Raw genomic sequence first — 13356 nt, 5'->3', positions numbered from 1 at the left:
ATGAAGGACAGACTTGCGGTTGTTACCGGGGCGGCGCAAGGCATCGGCGCCGCCGTAGTCGATGCGTTGGTCCGGCGGGGCGCACGGGTGGCCGCACTCGACATCCAGGTCGGGCCCCTGCAGGAGATGGCGGCGCGGCACGGCGCGCGTGTCCGGCCCTACGCGGTCGATCTGCGCAACAGCCGGGAGGTCGGCGAGGTGGTTGACGCGATCGAGGCCGGCATGGGCGAGATCGACATGCTGGCCCAGGTGGCCGGCATCCTGCGCATGGGCAGCGTCACGGCGTTGAGCGACGAGGATTGGGAGGCCACTTTTGCGCTCAATACGCACGGCGTGTTCTACCTGGCGCGGGCGGTGGCGCAGCGCATGGTGCCGCGCCGGCGCGGTGCCATCGTCACCGTGGGCTCCAACGCCGCTGCCGTGCCGCGCATGCAGATGGCGGCCTACGCGGCGTCCAAGGCCGCGGCCTGCCACTTCACCAAGTGCCTTGGCCTGGAGCTGGCGGGATCCGGCATACGCTGCAACATCGTGTCGCCGGGTTCGACCGATACCGCGATGCAACGCCAGATGTGGCGCTCGGAACAGGACGCGGAGCGGGTGATCGCCGGCTCGCTGGGGGATTTCAAGACCGGCATCCCGCTGGGGCGCATCGCCCGGCCGGAAGCCATCGCCGATGCGGTCGTGTTCCTGCTCGGAGACGAGGCGCGCCACATCACCCTGCACGATCTGCGCGTCGACGGCGGTGCGACGCTCGGGGTCTAGGCGGCCTTGAGATCCTTGCGCGGCCTGGTGATCCAGCGGGAGGTGACGCCCGCCGGGGTGCCGGAGGGCGTCCGCGTGTGGCTGCTGTCGTTCGCGCTTGCCGGCGGGCGGCTGGACGCGCTGATGCCGCTGCTGTCCGCGCACGAGCGCGCCCGCTGCCTGCGCTTCCGGCGGCCACCCGACCGCGTCCGCTTCGCCGCCGCACGCGCGGCGCTGCGGATGCGGCTCGGCGCGCTCCTCGGCGTACCCGCCGCGGCGGTCGGCATCGACATCGACACGCGCGGCAAGCCGGTGCTGACCGGCGAACCGGCGCTGCATTTCAACCTGTCGCATGCGGGGACCTGCGGCCTGCTCGCATTGTCCGAAAGCGGTCCGGTCGGCGTGGACATCGAGGCGGCGGGCTGCCGTCCCGATGTAGCCACACTGGCCGCCTGCCTGTCGCCGGCGGAGCGGCGCCATTGCGATGGTGCGGCGAATGCACGCGACTTCTTCCGCGTCTGGTGCGGCAAGGAAGCGGTGCTCAAGGCCTGGGGCGTCGGCTTCGGGATGGACCCGCGTGCGCTGTCGGTCGTGCCGGCGTCCGCGCGCGAATATGCGGTGTCGCCGCCGCCGGGCTACACCGCCGCCCGGGCCTGGCCACTGCGCGCGCCGCGCGGGTACGCGGCGGCGCTGGCGCTGTCAGACCCGGTTGCGGCAGTGCTTGGGCGGCAGTCCGAAATGGCGGCGGAAGGCGGTTGAGAAGTTGGCCTGGCTGCTGTAGCCGGCGATTTCGGCGGCGCGGGCGACGCTGACGCCGTCGTGCTGCAGCGCGTGGGCGGCGCGCTGCAGCCGGCTGCGGCGCAGGTAGTCGAAGATGGACTGGCCGCAGACCTCGCGGAACTGCTGCTGCAGCGTGTTGGCATTGCAGCCGATGTGGAGTGCGATGGCGCGCAGGTCGAGCTGGTCGGCTTCGCCGCTGTCGAGAAACTGCTGCAGGCGGCGCACCCGCTGCTGGTCGCCCGCGAGCAGGGTGGCCGCGCTGCACGGCTTGGCGGCCATGGTCTGCGACAGGGCTTCCACGATCAGGTCGAGCGCCCGGCTTTCCTGGTGCAGGCGCTGCATCGGGCCTTCGAGTTCGAGCGGATGTATCAACTGCTCGGCAATCGCGATCGCACGCAGCGACGGCTTCCACGGGCGGACCGAGAGATGTTCGCGGAACAGCTCCGGCGAGATCCGGAGTGCGTCGAACCACGCCGGCCGCAGCGTCAGCACCACCATGCGCTGACGGCTGCCGGCGCGCGAGTGGCGCCGCAGCGTGTCGGGCGCGTTCAGGGTCACGACCGCGCCGCAGGGCACGGCGTTCGGCGCTTCGCCGGCGTCGAGCGGCAGCGGATGGCGGCCCACGATGACCTGCGCGTTTCCTTCCAGCTTGAGCATGACCTTGATGCTCTGTTCCTGGATGGCGTACTGCGTGCTCATGTCATGCAGGTGGACGATGTCGGTGCAGTGCAGGGACATGCCGTCGCGCAGCGGGGTGATGGAGAAGCTGCCTTGCATCAGCGGCGCCGCCTGGCCGGCGCTCGGGCAGAGCAGCTGGTGGCCGTGGCCCACCTGGGCGCACAGCCGGTCGACGTCGATCGGGCAGGCGGCGCCCGCCGGGAGTCTGCGTCGGGCCGCCGTCTTGCGGCCGCGGGCGGACGGGGCCGCCGGGGAGGGGACGCTCGCAAACATCTTTCTTGCTCCAGCAAACAAAAAACGTGCGGCTTGTTGAGATACTGATCGCATGATTGTAAATGCGAACAATTTGCATTAGCAAATTTAAACGGTATCAGGGAGAACAAGAAAACATGCAGTCCAGGACGGCAAGCGGCCAGCTCAAGGTGCTGGCAATCGCGCTGGCGGTAGCGTACGGGAACGCGCCCGCGCTGGCCCAGCAGGACGAGAAGATGCTGGAGGAAACGACGGTGCTTGGCACCGCCGCGGAGATGCTGAAGCAGGCGCCCGGCGTGTCCGTCATCGGCGCCGAGGACATCGGCAAGCGGCCGCCCGCCAACGACATCTCGGAAATCATCCGCACCATGCCCGGCGTGAACCTCACCGGCAATTCCACCAGCGGCCAGCGCGGCAACAACCGCCAGATCGACCTGCGCGGCATGGGGCCGGAGAACACCCTGATCCTGATCGACGGCAAGCCGGTCACCAGCCGCAACGCGGTGCGCTTCGGCTGGCGCGGCGAGCGCGACAGCCGCGGCGACAGCAACTGGGTGCCGGCCGAACAGATCGAACGCATCGAGGTCATCCGCGGCCCGGCTGCGGCGCGTTATGGCAATGGCGCGGCCGGCGGCGTGGTCAACATCGTCACCAAGAAGGCGGGCAAGGAACTGCACGGCCAGGTGAGCGTGTATGCCAACGCGCCGGAGCATTCGGACGAAGGCGCCACGCGACGGCTGAACTTCGGCTTCAGCGGCCCGCTGGGCGGGGATTTCTCGTTCCGCATCATGGGCAACTACAACCGGACGGAAGAAGACGACCGCTACATCAACGACGGCCACCAGGCGCCCGGTTTCACCGGTTCGCTGCCGGCCGGCCGCGAGGGCGTGACCAACCGCGACGTCGCCGCACAACTGAGCTGGCACGCTTCGCCCGACCACCGCCTGGATCTCGACCTGGGCTACAGCCGGCAGGGAAACCTCTACGCCGGCGACACCCAGAACGTGAACTCCAACCCGGTCGTGGTGCGCATGTTGGGCGACGAGACCAACATCGTCCGGCGCACCAACTACGCGCTGACCCATGCCGGCAAGTACGACTTCGGCAGTTCGACGAGCTACCTGCAATACACCGAGACCGACAACAAACGCATCCAGGAAGGCCTGGCCGGCGGCACCGAAGGCATTTTCCTCAGCGGCAATCCGCCCTTCATGACCAACGAGCTGCGCGACATTACCGTGCATAGCGAGTGGAACCTGCCATTGCGCGGTGCGCTCGACCAGGTGCTGACGATCGGTGCCGAATGGGTCCGGCAGGAACTGCGCGACCCGACCTCGAACACCCAGGCCACGACCTTCGGCACGATCCCCGGCGTCGGCAGCACCGGGCGCAGCGCGGAATCCTCGGCCGAGATCGCGTCGGTGTTCGCCGAGAGCAACATCGAGCTGCCCTACGACACGGTGCTGACGCCGGGCATCCGTTTCGATAAGCATTCGCGGTCCGGCGAGAACTGGAGCCCGTCGCTCAACCTGATGCACATGGTGAACGACAGGATCACGGTCAAAGGCGGCATTGCCCGCGCCTACAAGGCACCCAACCTGTACCAGAGCAATGGCGACTACCTGCTCTTCAGCTCCGGCAACGGTTGCCCGACGGTGGGCAACGGCACCACCGGCTGCTACCTGATCGGCAACCCGGACCTCGATGCCGAGACCAGCGTGAACAAGGAACTCGGCATCGAGTACAAGGTGGGCCGCTTCGCCGCCGGGGTGACCTGGTTCCGCAACGACTATCGCGACAAGATCCAGGCCGGCACGACGCCGGTCGGCGTCACCACGACCGGCAACCGCAGCATCTACCAATGGGTCAACGTGCCCGAAGCGGTGGTGCAAGGGCTGGAAGGCAGCCTCAAGGTGCCGCTTGCCGCGCGGCTGGAGTGGCTGACCAATTTCACCTACATGATCGAGTCGAAGAACAAGACCACCGGCGACTACCTCTCGATCATCCCGGAATACACGGTGAATACCTCGCTCGACTGGCGTGCCAGCGACGCCTTCGGCCTGCTGCTGGCGGTGACGTTCTACGGCGAACAGAAGCCGATGAAGCTCGACTACAAGGGCGACAAGGTGACCGGCACGTCGGCCGACGGGGTCGATCCGTACGCGGTGGTCAGCCTGAGCGGCGACTACGCCGTGTCGAAGCACCTCAAGCTGGTGGCGGGCATCAACAACCTCTTCGACCAGCGCAAGTTCCGCGCCGGCAACGCGGTGTCGGTGAGCTCGACGCCGGTGTACGGCACCAGCGGCGGCGCCGGGGCGGCCACCTACAACGAGCCTGGCCGGACCTTCTACGTGGCGGTGACGACCTCGTTCTGAGCTTGCGACACGCCGCCCGCCCGTGATGCAGCGGTGGGCGGCATGAGGACACGATACGCATGAACACAGTGTGGAAACGAATCGGCATTGGCCTGGTGCTCGCGTTCGGCCTGATCCTGAACCCGGGTCACGCGTCCGTCGCCGCTCCGACGGTGACCGACCTCGCCGGACGTAGCGTCGTCCTGCCGGCGCGCACCCAGCGCATCCTGCTCGGCGAATCCCGGCTGATCCCGGCGCTCGCGGTGGTAGAGCGCGAGGATCTCGGCCGGCGCATCGTCGGCATGCCGGCCGACTTCGAACTGCTCGATCCGGCGGGCTATGCGCAATACGCGCAGCGCTACCCGCAACTGCGCGAGGTGGCGCGCACCGGGCGGACGACGGCGGAGAGCTTCAGCGTCGAGAAGGCGATCTCGCTCCGGCCTGACCTGGCCATCTTCGGCCTGGAGGGGCACGGCCCGACGCCCGAGCATCGCGAAACCCTCGACCGGCTGGCGGCGGCCGGTATCGCCGTGGTGTTCGTCGATTTCCGCAAGGACCCGCTCCAGAACACCGCGCACAGCATCGAGCTGCTCGGCCGGGTGCTCGGGCGCGAGCGCGAGGCGGCCGATTTCGCCGCCGAGTACAAGGCGCAGCTGGCGCAGGTGACCGAACGCCTGGCCACACGCAGCGGGCCGGCGCCGACGGTGTTCATCGAGAACCGCGTCGGGCTCAACGAGGAATGCTGTGCCACCATGAGCGAGGGTCTGATGGGGCCGATGGTCGAGTTGGCCGGCGGGCGCAACATCGCCCGCGGCCGGGTGCCGGGGGCCTTCGGCGTGCTCAGCCTGGAATATCTGCTGAGTTCGCCGCCGGACGTCTATATCGGCACCGCGATCGGCGCGCCCGACACCGTGGCGCGCATGCCGTTGCGCATCGTGCTCGGCGCCGGCGTCGATGCGCAGACCGCGCGCGCGTCGCTGGCGCGCGCCGTGCAGCGCACCGGCATCGCCTCGCTGCCCGCGGTCCGCCGTGGCCGCGCGCACGCCATCTGGCACCACTTCTACATCTCGCCGTTCAACGTGGTCGCGGTGCAGGCCTTCGCCAAATGGCTGCACCCGGAGCTGTTCGCCGACCTGCAGCCGGCGCAGACGCTGGCGATGTTCTATCGCCGCTTCCAGCCGGTGCCGCTCGACGGCGAATACTGGACCTCGCTGGAGGCCGGGCGATGAGCGCGACTCTGGTGGCCGGCATGACGCTCGCCGAACACCACGCGTTGCGGGTGCGCCGCCGCGCGGCAGTGATGCTCGGCCTGCTGCTGGCGCTCGCCGTGGTGTTCGTCGCCGATCTCGCCACCGGGCCGTCCGGCCTGCCGTGGCGGACGGTGTGGCAGGGGCTGCTGGCGCCGGCGCAACTGGACGAGGGCACCCGGGTGATCCTGTGGGAGCTGCGCCTGCCGTTCGCGCTGATGGCGGTGCTCGTCGGCGCGGCGCTCGGCCTCGCCGGCGCGCAGATGCAGACCGTGCTCAACAACCCGCTGGCCAGCCCGTTCACGCTGGGGCTGTCGGCAGCATCGACGGTGGGCGCCTCGCTCGCCATCGTCACCGGCTTCACCGCCTGGGGCCTGGGGCCGGAGATCGCGCTGCCGCTATGCGCCTTCGGCGGCGCCGCTTTCGGCGCGCTGCTGATCCACCTGCTAGCGCTGCGTTGGGGCGCCTCGGTGAATGCGGTGGTGCTGTTCGGCATTGCGCTGATGTTCAGCTTCGAGGCCCTGCTGTGGCTGCTGCAATATTTGGCGGATAACGCCCTGCAGCAGATCGTGTTCTGGAGCATGGGCAGCCTGGGCCGCTCGACCTGGCCCAAGCTCGGCGTGCTGGCGGTGGTGCTGGTGGTGTGCGCGCTGTGGACCCAGGCGCAGGCCTGGGCGATGACCGCGCTGCGCAGCGGCGAGGATCACGCCCGCAGTTGCGGCGTGGCGGTGGAGCGGCTGCGCCTGGTCAGCCTGGTCCGTGTCTGCCTGCTCAGCGGCACCGCGCTCGCCTTCGTCGGCACCATCGGCTTCGTCGGGCTCGTCGGCCCGCATATCGCGCGGCTCGCGCTCGGCGAGGACCACCGCTTCTACCTGCCGGCGAGCGCGCTCGCCGGGGCGCTGATGCTGTCGTGCGCGTCCATCCTGAGCAAGCTGGTGGTGCCGGGGGTGATCCTGCCGATCAGCATCGTCACCGCGCTGGTCGGCGTGCCGGTGTTCATGCTGCTGGTGGTGCGCCACCAGGGAGGGATGCGGGCATGAGCCTTGTTCTGCAAGGTCTCGGCGTCGCCTACGGCGGCCGGCCGGTGGTGCGGGAGGTCGACATCGACGCGCTGCCGGCGGGTTGCATCGTCGCCCTGCTCGGCGCCAACGGTGCCGGCAAGTCCAGCACGCTGCGGGCGCTGGCGGGGCTCAATCCGATGTCCGGGCGGGCTCTGCTCGACGGCGAGGATCTGGCCCGCCTGACGCCGGCCGCGCGTGCCCGCCGCGTCGCCTACATGCCGCAGAGCCTGCCGCAGGCGACCTCGCTGACGGTCTACGAATCGGTGCTGAGCGCGGTGCGCACCGCCTGCCCGCAACTGGCGGCAGCCGTGGTGCAGCAGCGCATCGAGGACGTGCTCGGCGATCTCGGCCTGCGCGGCCTGGCGATGCGGACGATGGAATCGCTGTCGGGCGGCCAGCGGCAGATGGCGGGGCTGGCTCAGCTTCTGGTGCGCGAGCCGCGCCTGCTGCTGCTCGACGAGCCCACCAGCGCGCTCGACCTGCGCTGGCAGCTGTGCCTGATGGCGTCGCTGCGCCGCCATGTCGAGCAGCGCCAGGTGCTGTGCCTGATGGCCGTGCACGACCTGAACCTGGCGGCGCGCTTCTGTGGCGAGATGCTGGTGATGGGGCAGGGCAGGCTGATCGCGCGCGGAGTGCCCGCCGAGGTGCTGACGCCGGCGCTGCTGCAGCAGGCCTACGGTATCGAGGCGCGCGTCGAATCCTGCTCGCTCGGCACGCCGCTGGTGGTGGCTGAACGGGCGCTGCAGCCCGACTGAAAAAACGAGGAGACATCGAGTGCATCACCTGAAAGGCCGCATGCCGACCGACGACCCCAGCCGCTACCTCACCCGGCTGTGCCACCACTTCCGCAAGAAGATCGAAGTGGAATACGACGAGTGCCAGGGGCTGGCACGCTTTCCGTGGGGGGATTGCCGCCTCACGGCCCGGGACGGGGCGCTCGATTTCGAGTGTTCCAGCGCTTCGGCGGAGCAACTTGGTCGGGTGCGCTTCGTGATCGATGAGCATGTGGCGATGTTCTCGCGCCGCTCGCCGATGGCAGTGCAGTGGCAGGCGCCACGCCCCGGCTGAGTCCGTGGGGCGGATCGAAGCCGTGCTGCTAGGGTTCGTCTTCGTCCCGGCGGGTCAGAAAGCGTCGGCTCGCGCTGCGCAGGAAGTCCAGCTGGCGCCGGAAGGCCTGGCAGCCGCTGCAGAAGGCGAGATGGGTGCGCAGCCGCAGCCGCTCGGGCCAGGACAAGGGGCGGTCGAGCGCCTCGGAGATGAGGTGGGTCGCTTCCTTGCAGGTCAGCATGCGGGAGAGCCCTCTGTATTGAACCAGCCGCGTTCCAGGCATAGCCGCAGACCGGCGCGGGCGCGGTGCAGGATGACGTGGCAGTTGCTGGTGGAAATGTCGAGGTTGCGGCAGATCTCGGGCGTCTCGAAGCCGAGAAACTCTCGCATCATGAATACGCGTGCGGTGTTGGCGGGCAGCAGCTCCAGGCAGGTCTCGAACACCTGCCAGAACTGGCGCTGTTCGAGGGCTTCCTCCGGGTTGCCCCAGGCGCGCGGGCGCGACAGCGGATGCCAGTGCGCGCTGGCGGTGAAGAGGGCGTCGAAGGCCTCGTCGAGATCGGCTTCATCCTTCTCCAGGCTGGAAATGTGCACCGTGCGGCCGCGCTCGCGCAGCGCATCGACAATCTTGTGCCGCAGGATGGCGAAGATCCAGGTCTTGAGCGCCGAGCGTCCGTTGAAGCGGCTGGCGCCTTCGAGCGCCGCGCTGATGGCGTCGTGCACCACGTCCTCGGCCGCGGCGCCGTCCTGCAATTGCAGCCGGGCGAATTTCAGCATCTGCGGCCGGAATTCGGCCAGCAACTGGTCGTGCGCCTGCTCGCTCATTCCCGCCCCGTGGTCGAAAGTTGGTTCATTCTAGGTCCTGGCCGTTGCCGCGCGGCGGCAAAAGTGGCGGATGGCCGCATGTGGGCGCAGTCGGCCGGCCCATGGTCTGAGGCTGGAGATTGGTCGAGGAGCCGCAGGATTTCTTACAACATGGCGCGGACGCGGGGCAGGCGTGGCCGTCAGCGCCGGTGGTCAGTGCTCGGTCAGCGTCAACAGAATGTCGGAATACCAGGCGCAGTTGAGACCGAGCGCTTCGTCCAGCTTGAGATCGCGGGTGCCGACGTCGAGCCGCGCCGAATGCACGCCGAGCAACAGCCAGGGCAGGTCGCCGTAGGCCGAGGCGTGGTCGGGCAGGCGCATGACCACCGGTGCGCCGCTGCCGCCGCGATGGGTGCGGGCGTCGGTGAGGAAATAGCCTTCGCCTTGGAAACGCAGGCCGAAGGACGAGGCGATGCCGGCCTGCCGTACCACCGGCAGGTGGTGCAGGGTGTCGTGAAAGCCGAGCGGGAAGCCCACCACGAGTACCGAGGAGCCGACTTCGACCTGGCGGTTGGGGTCGTGCAGGTGTGCGGGGGTGAAGGCGCGGTAGACCGCGGTCGGCGGCAGCGCGCTGCGTTCGAGTTCGATCACGGCGACATCGATCTCGCCGGCCGAGTCCTGGCCCTGGCGCCACAGGCTCTTGCCGTTGCGATAGAGCGGGATGGAGAAGCCGGTGGATTTCGCGATGTTGGCCGAGTCGATGTGCAGCTCTATCTCGAGGCGGTCGGGGAAATGCCGGCTCGGCCGGTCGAACATCACATGCCGGCTGGTGACGAGGAACAGACGGCTGCCGCGCTCGAAAAAGAAGCCGCTGGCATTGGTGAGCTGGCGCTGCTGCTCGAAGGTGAAGACGCGGGCGGCCGTGAGCAGGATGGATTCGATCATCGAAATACCATACTGCTAGCCACCCTTCATCTTGCGCCGGATCTCATGCCGCTGCTGGGCTTCGATGGTGTAGCTGGCGGTGGGGCGGGCGATCAGGCGGGCGACGCCTATCGGTTCGCCGCTGTCCTCGCACCAACCGTAGCTGCCGTTGTCGATACGGGCAAAGGCTTCGTCTATCTTGTGCAGCAGCTTGCGCTCGCGGTCGCGCACGCGCAGTTCGAGCGTGTGGTCTTCCTCGAGCGAGGCGCGGTCGGAGGGGTCGGGCGTGGCCTCGAAGACCTGCAGATGCTGGGTGGTTGCCAGTGCCGAGCTGAGCAGGGCGTCGCGTTCCTGCTCCAGGCGCTGGCGGAAGAAGGCGAGCTGCCGGGCCGACATGTAGTCTTCGGCCGGCGCTGCCAGCATTTCCTCGACCGTGGGGATGTCGGGGCGGGCGGTGATGGTTTGGGTCATGTTCATCCTTCCTGGAGTGGGAACCGGCAGTATCGCCAATCCCGACTGTCCGGCCGGGCGATTTCCGGCGCACGCCTTCACCATACACCCCTATCGGACTTTCGCGGCGTCTATCTTGCAGTGGGCGCCGGCGCGGTGTGTCGGCGCGGTTGCGGATATTACAATCGGATGTTTTCCAGTTTGCGTGGAGGTGACACCATGACGCTCGTACGGGATCGTTTGTTCATCGGGGGGCGCTGGGTCGCGCCGGCGGGAAAGGGCTACATAGAGGTGATGGACCCGAGTACCGGCACGGTCCATGCCCGTATTCCCGAGGGCACGCCGGCCGATGCCGAGGCGGCCATTGCCGCGGCACGCGCCGCCTTCGACGCCTGGTCGCGCACGCCGGTGGCCGAACGTGTGGGGTATATCGAACGTATTGCCGCCGGCATGACGGCACGCAGCGACGAATTCGCGCAGGCGATCGCCTGCGAGGTGGGCATGCCGATCAGGCTGGCGGCGCGGGTGCAGGTGGGCGGGCCGCTGTGGCACTGGCACCATCATGCGGAACTCGCCCGCGAGTTCGAGTGGGAGCGGCGCATCGGCAATTCGCTGGTGGTGCGCGAAGCGATCGGCGTGGTCGCAGCGATCACGCCGTGGAACTTCCCGCTCAACCAGATCACGCTCAAGGTCGCCCCGGCGCTGCTGGCCGGCTGCACGGTGGTGCTGAAGCCCTCCGAGGTGGCGCCGATCAACGCCTTCATCCTGGCCGAGATCATCGAGGCGGCGGAGCTGCCGGCGGGCGTGTTCAACCTCGTCACCGGCTACGGCCCGGTGGTGGGCGAGGTGCTGGCCTCCGATCCGCGGGTCGACATGGTGTCCTTCACCGGTTCGACGCGTGCCGGCCGCCGGGTGGCGGAACTGGCTGCGCCCACGGTCAAGAAGGTGGCGCTGGAACTGGGCGGCAAGTCGGCCGCGGTGGTGCTGGACGATGCCGATCTCGCCGCCGCGGTGAAGGGGACGGTGTCCAGCTGCCTGCTCAACTCCGGCCAGACCTGCTCGGCGCATACCCGTCTGCTGGTGCCGCGCGCCCGCCTGGACGAAGCTGCGCAGCTGGCCGCTGCAGCGGTGTCGGCGATGAAGCTGGGGCCGGCGCTGGCCGAGGACAGCCGGCTGGGCCCGCTGGTGTCGGCGGCGCAGCGCGAGCGCGTGCGCGACTACATCCGCCGCGGTGTGGCCGAGGGCGCGCGGCTCGCGTGCGGCGGCGCGGAGCCGCCGGCCGGGCTGGGCGACGGCTATTTCGTGCAGCCGACCGTGCTGGTGTGCGAAGACAGCGGCGCCACCGTGGCGCAGGAGGAAATCTTCGGTCCGGTGCTGGTGGTGCTGCCGCACGATGGCGACGAGGACGCCATCCGCATCGCCAACGACAGCCTCTACGGGCTGGGCGGCGGCGTGTGGTCGGGCAGCGAGGAGCGTGCGCTGGCGGTGGCGCGCCGCATCCGTACCGGCCAGGTGGACATCAACGGTGCGGCGTGGAATCCGCGCGCGCCCTTCGGCGGCTACAAGCAGTCCGGTCTGGGGCGCGAGAACGGCACATACGGGCTGGATGAGTTCCTCGAATACAAGTCGATCCAGCTCCGCCAGGTGGGCTGAATCGCCTTGCGGCCGGGCGCGGGCCCGGCCCTTTCGGTACTCAGCGCAGGCGCATGCAGTTGGCGTAGTAGGTGGTGGTGGCCGGCCAGTCGGAGAAGATCGCCTTGACGCCGACTTCGCGCGCCATCACGTCCACCGCCTTGTAGATGTCGCCTTCCTGCTTGATGGCGGCGTCGAAGGTCTGCAGGTAGAAGCCGTTGTTGCCGTCGGCGAGGATGCCGGAGCGTTCCAGCGACCAGGCGATCATCTCCAGGCCGGCGGCCTTGGCGTCGCGGGCGTACTGCGAGGGCACGATCTCGCCGGCGGCATCGAGCGCCAGCAGCGCGAAGATCGGCGGCGCGACGATGTTGATGCCCTGCGCCTTGTAGGCGGCGAGTTCGGCGGCCTTCGGCAGGTCGGCGACGGTGTTGGCGTCGTCGAGGTACACCGCCTGCTTGCCGAATTCCGGTTCGTGCTGGATCCAGTACAGCACGTCGGCCTTGTCGAAGGACTGCGGGAAGACCTTGCGCGGCGCCACGCCGGCCGCCTTGTATTCGTCGATCAGCTTTTGTGCATAGGCCTGCTGGGTGAAGCCGTCGAAGGGCATCGCCACGCTCGGGCTCTTGAGTTCCGGCGTCATCTTCACGCCAAGCTGCTTGAAGAGCTCGATGCTCTCCTTGTGCGTCATCAGCGTGCCGCTGCCCGGGCCGGCGTAGAGGTCGGTACGGAAGCTCGCAGTGCCGCCGAGGTATTCGGCCACGGTGGTGGCGCGCGGATTGGAGGCGTCCATCTTGCCCTTGAGCGTCTTGAACTCGGCCAGCGTGATGTCGCTGGTGCGGCATTCGGCGCTGGCGGCGGTCAGCAGCTTGCCGGCAGCGTCGAAGGTGGCGGGCTTGAACGGCACCGTGCATTTGGCCGCGAGCGCCGGCACCGCCAGGATGTTGGTGGTGGTGTGCAGGTCGTTCTGGGCGTGGCGGCAGACCAGTTCCTTGTCCTTGGTGAAGGCGACGTCGCATTCGACGATGCCGGCACCCATGCGCGCGGCGGCGATGTAGGACTCGCGGGTGTGCTCGGGGAACTGCAGCGGCGCGCCACGGTGGCCGATGGAGAAGTCGCTGCGCTGGAAGGGGCCTTCGCTGCAGCTTTCGAGTTCGGCCTTGAGCGGGCCGTCCTGCATGTGGTCGACGAGGAAGAAGGGGCGCGGGCCGAGTTGCACGCTGTCGCCGTGGCCCTGGTTGTAGTGCCGGCCGGATTGGGCGCCCGGACCGCCGGCATGCGCGATGTTGGGGATGGCGACGGCGAGCGCGGTCAGCGCCGTCAGGCTGGCAAGGGTGGTGGGATTCACATGAGGCTCCGGGTCTGGGGTATTCGGGCTGAGGGGCAAGT

Annotated in this window: 14 protein-coding genes; 8 read left to right on the top strand and 6 right to left on the bottom strand. The window is 68.8% G+C overall.

Features of this window, described 5'->3' with window-relative positions; genetic code table 11:
* Positions 1 to 762 (top strand): 2,3-dihydro-2,3-dihydroxybenzoate dehydrogenase, encoded by a 762-nt coding sequence (locus CJ010_RS17955; RefSeq protein ID WP_141019318.1) that lies wholly within the window; start codon positions 1 to 3, stop codon positions 760 to 762.
* 15 nt (positions 763 to 777) lie between these two features.
* Positions 778 to 1500 (top strand): 4'-phosphopantetheinyl transferase superfamily protein, encoded by a 723-nt coding sequence (locus CJ010_RS17950; RefSeq protein WP_141019317.1) that lies wholly within the window; start codon positions 778 to 780, stop codon positions 1498 to 1500.
* On the opposite strand, the gene CJ010_RS17945 is transcribed toward CJ010_RS17950, so the two are convergent.
* Positions 1441 to 2472 carry an AraC family transcriptional regulator gene (locus tag CJ010_RS17945; RefSeq protein WP_168224980.1) on the bottom strand — a complete coding sequence of 344 codons (1032 nt, stop codon included), beginning with the start codon at positions 2470 to 2472 and terminating at the stop codon, positions 1441 to 1443. The genes CJ010_RS17950 and CJ010_RS17945 overlap by 60 nt on opposite strands.
* Before the next feature lie 116 nt (positions 2473 to 2588).
* On the opposite strand from CJ010_RS17945, the gene CJ010_RS17940 reads away from it, so the two are divergent.
* Genes CJ010_RS17940 through CJ010_RS17920 form a run of 5 tightly spaced genes read left to right on the top strand, consistent with a single transcriptional unit; the run spans position 2589 to position 8181 of the window.
* Entirely contained in the window at positions 2589 to 4826 is a 2238-nt protein-coding gene (locus CJ010_RS17940) for a TonB-dependent siderophore receptor (protein WP_141019315.1), read from the top strand.
* A gap of 59 nt (positions 4827 to 4885) precedes the next feature.
* Positions 4886 to 6034 carry an ABC transporter substrate-binding protein gene (locus tag CJ010_RS17935; RefSeq protein WP_141019314.1) on the top strand — a complete coding sequence of 383 codons (1149 nt, stop codon included), beginning with the start codon at positions 4886 to 4888 and terminating at the stop codon, positions 6032 to 6034.
* Positions 6031 to 7092 (top strand): iron ABC transporter permease, encoded by a 1062-nt coding sequence (locus tag CJ010_RS17930; protein ID WP_141019313.1) that lies wholly within the window; start codon positions 6031 to 6033, stop codon positions 7090 to 7092. The genes CJ010_RS17935 and CJ010_RS17930 overlap by 4 nt, the downstream gene beginning before the upstream one ends.
* Positions 7089 to 7868 (top strand): ABC transporter ATP-binding protein, encoded by a 780-nt coding sequence (locus tag CJ010_RS17925; RefSeq protein WP_141019312.1) that lies wholly within the window; start codon positions 7089 to 7091, stop codon positions 7866 to 7868. Before CJ010_RS17930 ends, CJ010_RS17925 begins: the two co-directional genes overlap by 4 nt.
* A 19-nt stretch (positions 7869 to 7887) precedes the next feature.
* A complete protein-coding gene (locus tag CJ010_RS17920; RefSeq protein WP_141019311.1) occupies positions 7888 to 8181 on the top strand; it encodes a DUF2218 domain-containing protein in 294 nt (97 codons plus the stop codon).
* 28 nt (positions 8182 to 8209) lie between these two features.
* Here CJ010_RS17920 and CJ010_RS17915 read toward each other — a convergent pair whose 3' ends face one another.
* The 4 genes from CJ010_RS17915 to dksA form a co-directional block, all read right to left on the bottom strand.
* On the bottom strand, positions 8210 to 8401 hold the full coding sequence (locus CJ010_RS17915) for a zf-HC2 domain-containing protein (protein ID WP_141019310.1): 192 nt from the start codon (positions 8399 to 8401) through the stop codon (positions 8210 to 8212).
* Positions 8395 to 8985: a sigma-70 family RNA polymerase sigma factor gene (locus CJ010_RS17910; protein WP_141019309.1), complete on the bottom strand. Its 591-nt coding sequence runs from the start codon at positions 8983 to 8985 to the stop codon at positions 8395 to 8397. The genes CJ010_RS17915 and CJ010_RS17910 overlap by 7 nt, the downstream gene beginning before the upstream one ends.
* 192 nt (positions 8986 to 9177) lie before the next feature.
* Positions 9178 to 9909, bottom strand: coding sequence for a serine protease (locus CJ010_RS17905; RefSeq protein WP_141019308.1), 732 nt, complete (start codon positions 9907 to 9909; stop codon positions 9178 to 9180).
* Positions 9910 to 9924: 15 nt separating this feature from the next.
* Positions 9925 to 10359, bottom strand: a complete 435-nt coding sequence (gene dksA / locus CJ010_RS17900; protein ID WP_141019307.1) for an RNA polymerase-binding protein DksA — start codon at positions 10357 to 10359, stop codon at positions 9925 to 9927.
* A gap of 198 nt (positions 10360 to 10557) precedes the next feature.
* On the opposite strand from dksA, the gene CJ010_RS17895 reads away from it, so the two are divergent.
* The gene (locus tag CJ010_RS17895) at positions 10558 to 11991 is read left to right on the top strand and encodes an aldehyde dehydrogenase family protein (protein ID WP_141019306.1); all 1434 of its coding nucleotides are present in this window, start codon (positions 10558 to 10560) and stop codon (positions 11989 to 11991) included.
* Between the two features lie 40 nt (positions 11992 to 12031).
* On the opposite strand, the gene CJ010_RS17890 is transcribed toward CJ010_RS17895, so the two are convergent.
* Positions 12032 to 13315 (bottom strand): glycerophosphodiester phosphodiesterase family protein, encoded by a 1284-nt coding sequence (locus CJ010_RS17890; protein WP_240794400.1) that lies wholly within the window; start codon positions 13313 to 13315, stop codon positions 12032 to 12034.
* Between the last annotated feature and the right edge of the window lie 41 nt (positions 13316 to 13356).

Source organism: Azoarcus sp. DD4 (assembly GCF_006496635.1).
GTDB lineage: Bacteria > Pseudomonadota > Gammaproteobacteria > Burkholderiales > Rhodocyclaceae > Azoarcus.
This window is presented reverse-complemented; position numbering and strand designations above follow the sequence as displayed.

What these genes read in the sequence shown, in the direction of transcription:
- CJ010_RS17955 (WP_141019318.1), top strand. Translation starts at nt 1, where the DNA reads ATGAAGGACAGACTTGCGGTTGTTACCGGGGCGGCGCAAGGCATCGGC.
- CJ010_RS17945 (WP_168224980.1), bottom strand. Translation starts at nt 2,472, where the DNA reads ATGTTTGCGAGCGTCCCCTCCCCGGCGGCCCCGTCCGCCCGCGGCCGC.
- CJ010_RS17940 (WP_141019315.1), top strand. Translation starts at nt 2,589, where the DNA reads ATGCAGTCCAGGACGGCAAGCGGCCAGCTCAAGGTGCTGGCAATCGCG.
- CJ010_RS17935 (WP_141019314.1), top strand. Translation starts at nt 4,886, where the DNA reads ATGAACACAGTGTGGAAACGAATCGGCATTGGCCTGGTGCTCGCGTTC.
- CJ010_RS17930 (WP_141019313.1), top strand. Translation starts at nt 6,031, where the DNA reads ATGAGCGCGACTCTGGTGGCCGGCATGACGCTCGCCGAACACCACGCG.
- CJ010_RS17925 (WP_141019312.1), top strand. Translation starts at nt 7,089, where the DNA reads ATGAGCCTTGTTCTGCAAGGTCTCGGCGTCGCCTACGGCGGCCGGCCG.
- CJ010_RS17915 (WP_141019310.1), bottom strand. Translation starts at nt 8,401, where the DNA reads ATGCTGACCTGCAAGGAAGCGACCCACCTCATCTCCGAGGCGCTCGAC.
- CJ010_RS17910 (WP_141019309.1), bottom strand. Translation starts at nt 8,985, where the DNA reads ATGAGCGAGCAGGCGCACGACCAGTTGCTGGCCGAATTCCGGCCGCAG.
- CJ010_RS17905 (WP_141019308.1), bottom strand. Translation starts at nt 9,909, where the DNA reads ATGATCGAATCCATCCTGCTCACGGCCGCCCGCGTCTTCACCTTCGAG.
- dksA (WP_141019307.1), bottom strand. Translation starts at nt 10,359, where the DNA reads ATGACCCAAACCATCACCGCCCGCCCCGACATCCCCACGGTCGAGGAA.
- CJ010_RS17895 (WP_141019306.1), top strand. Translation starts at nt 10,558, where the DNA reads ATGACGCTCGTACGGGATCGTTTGTTCATCGGGGGGCGCTGGGTCGCG.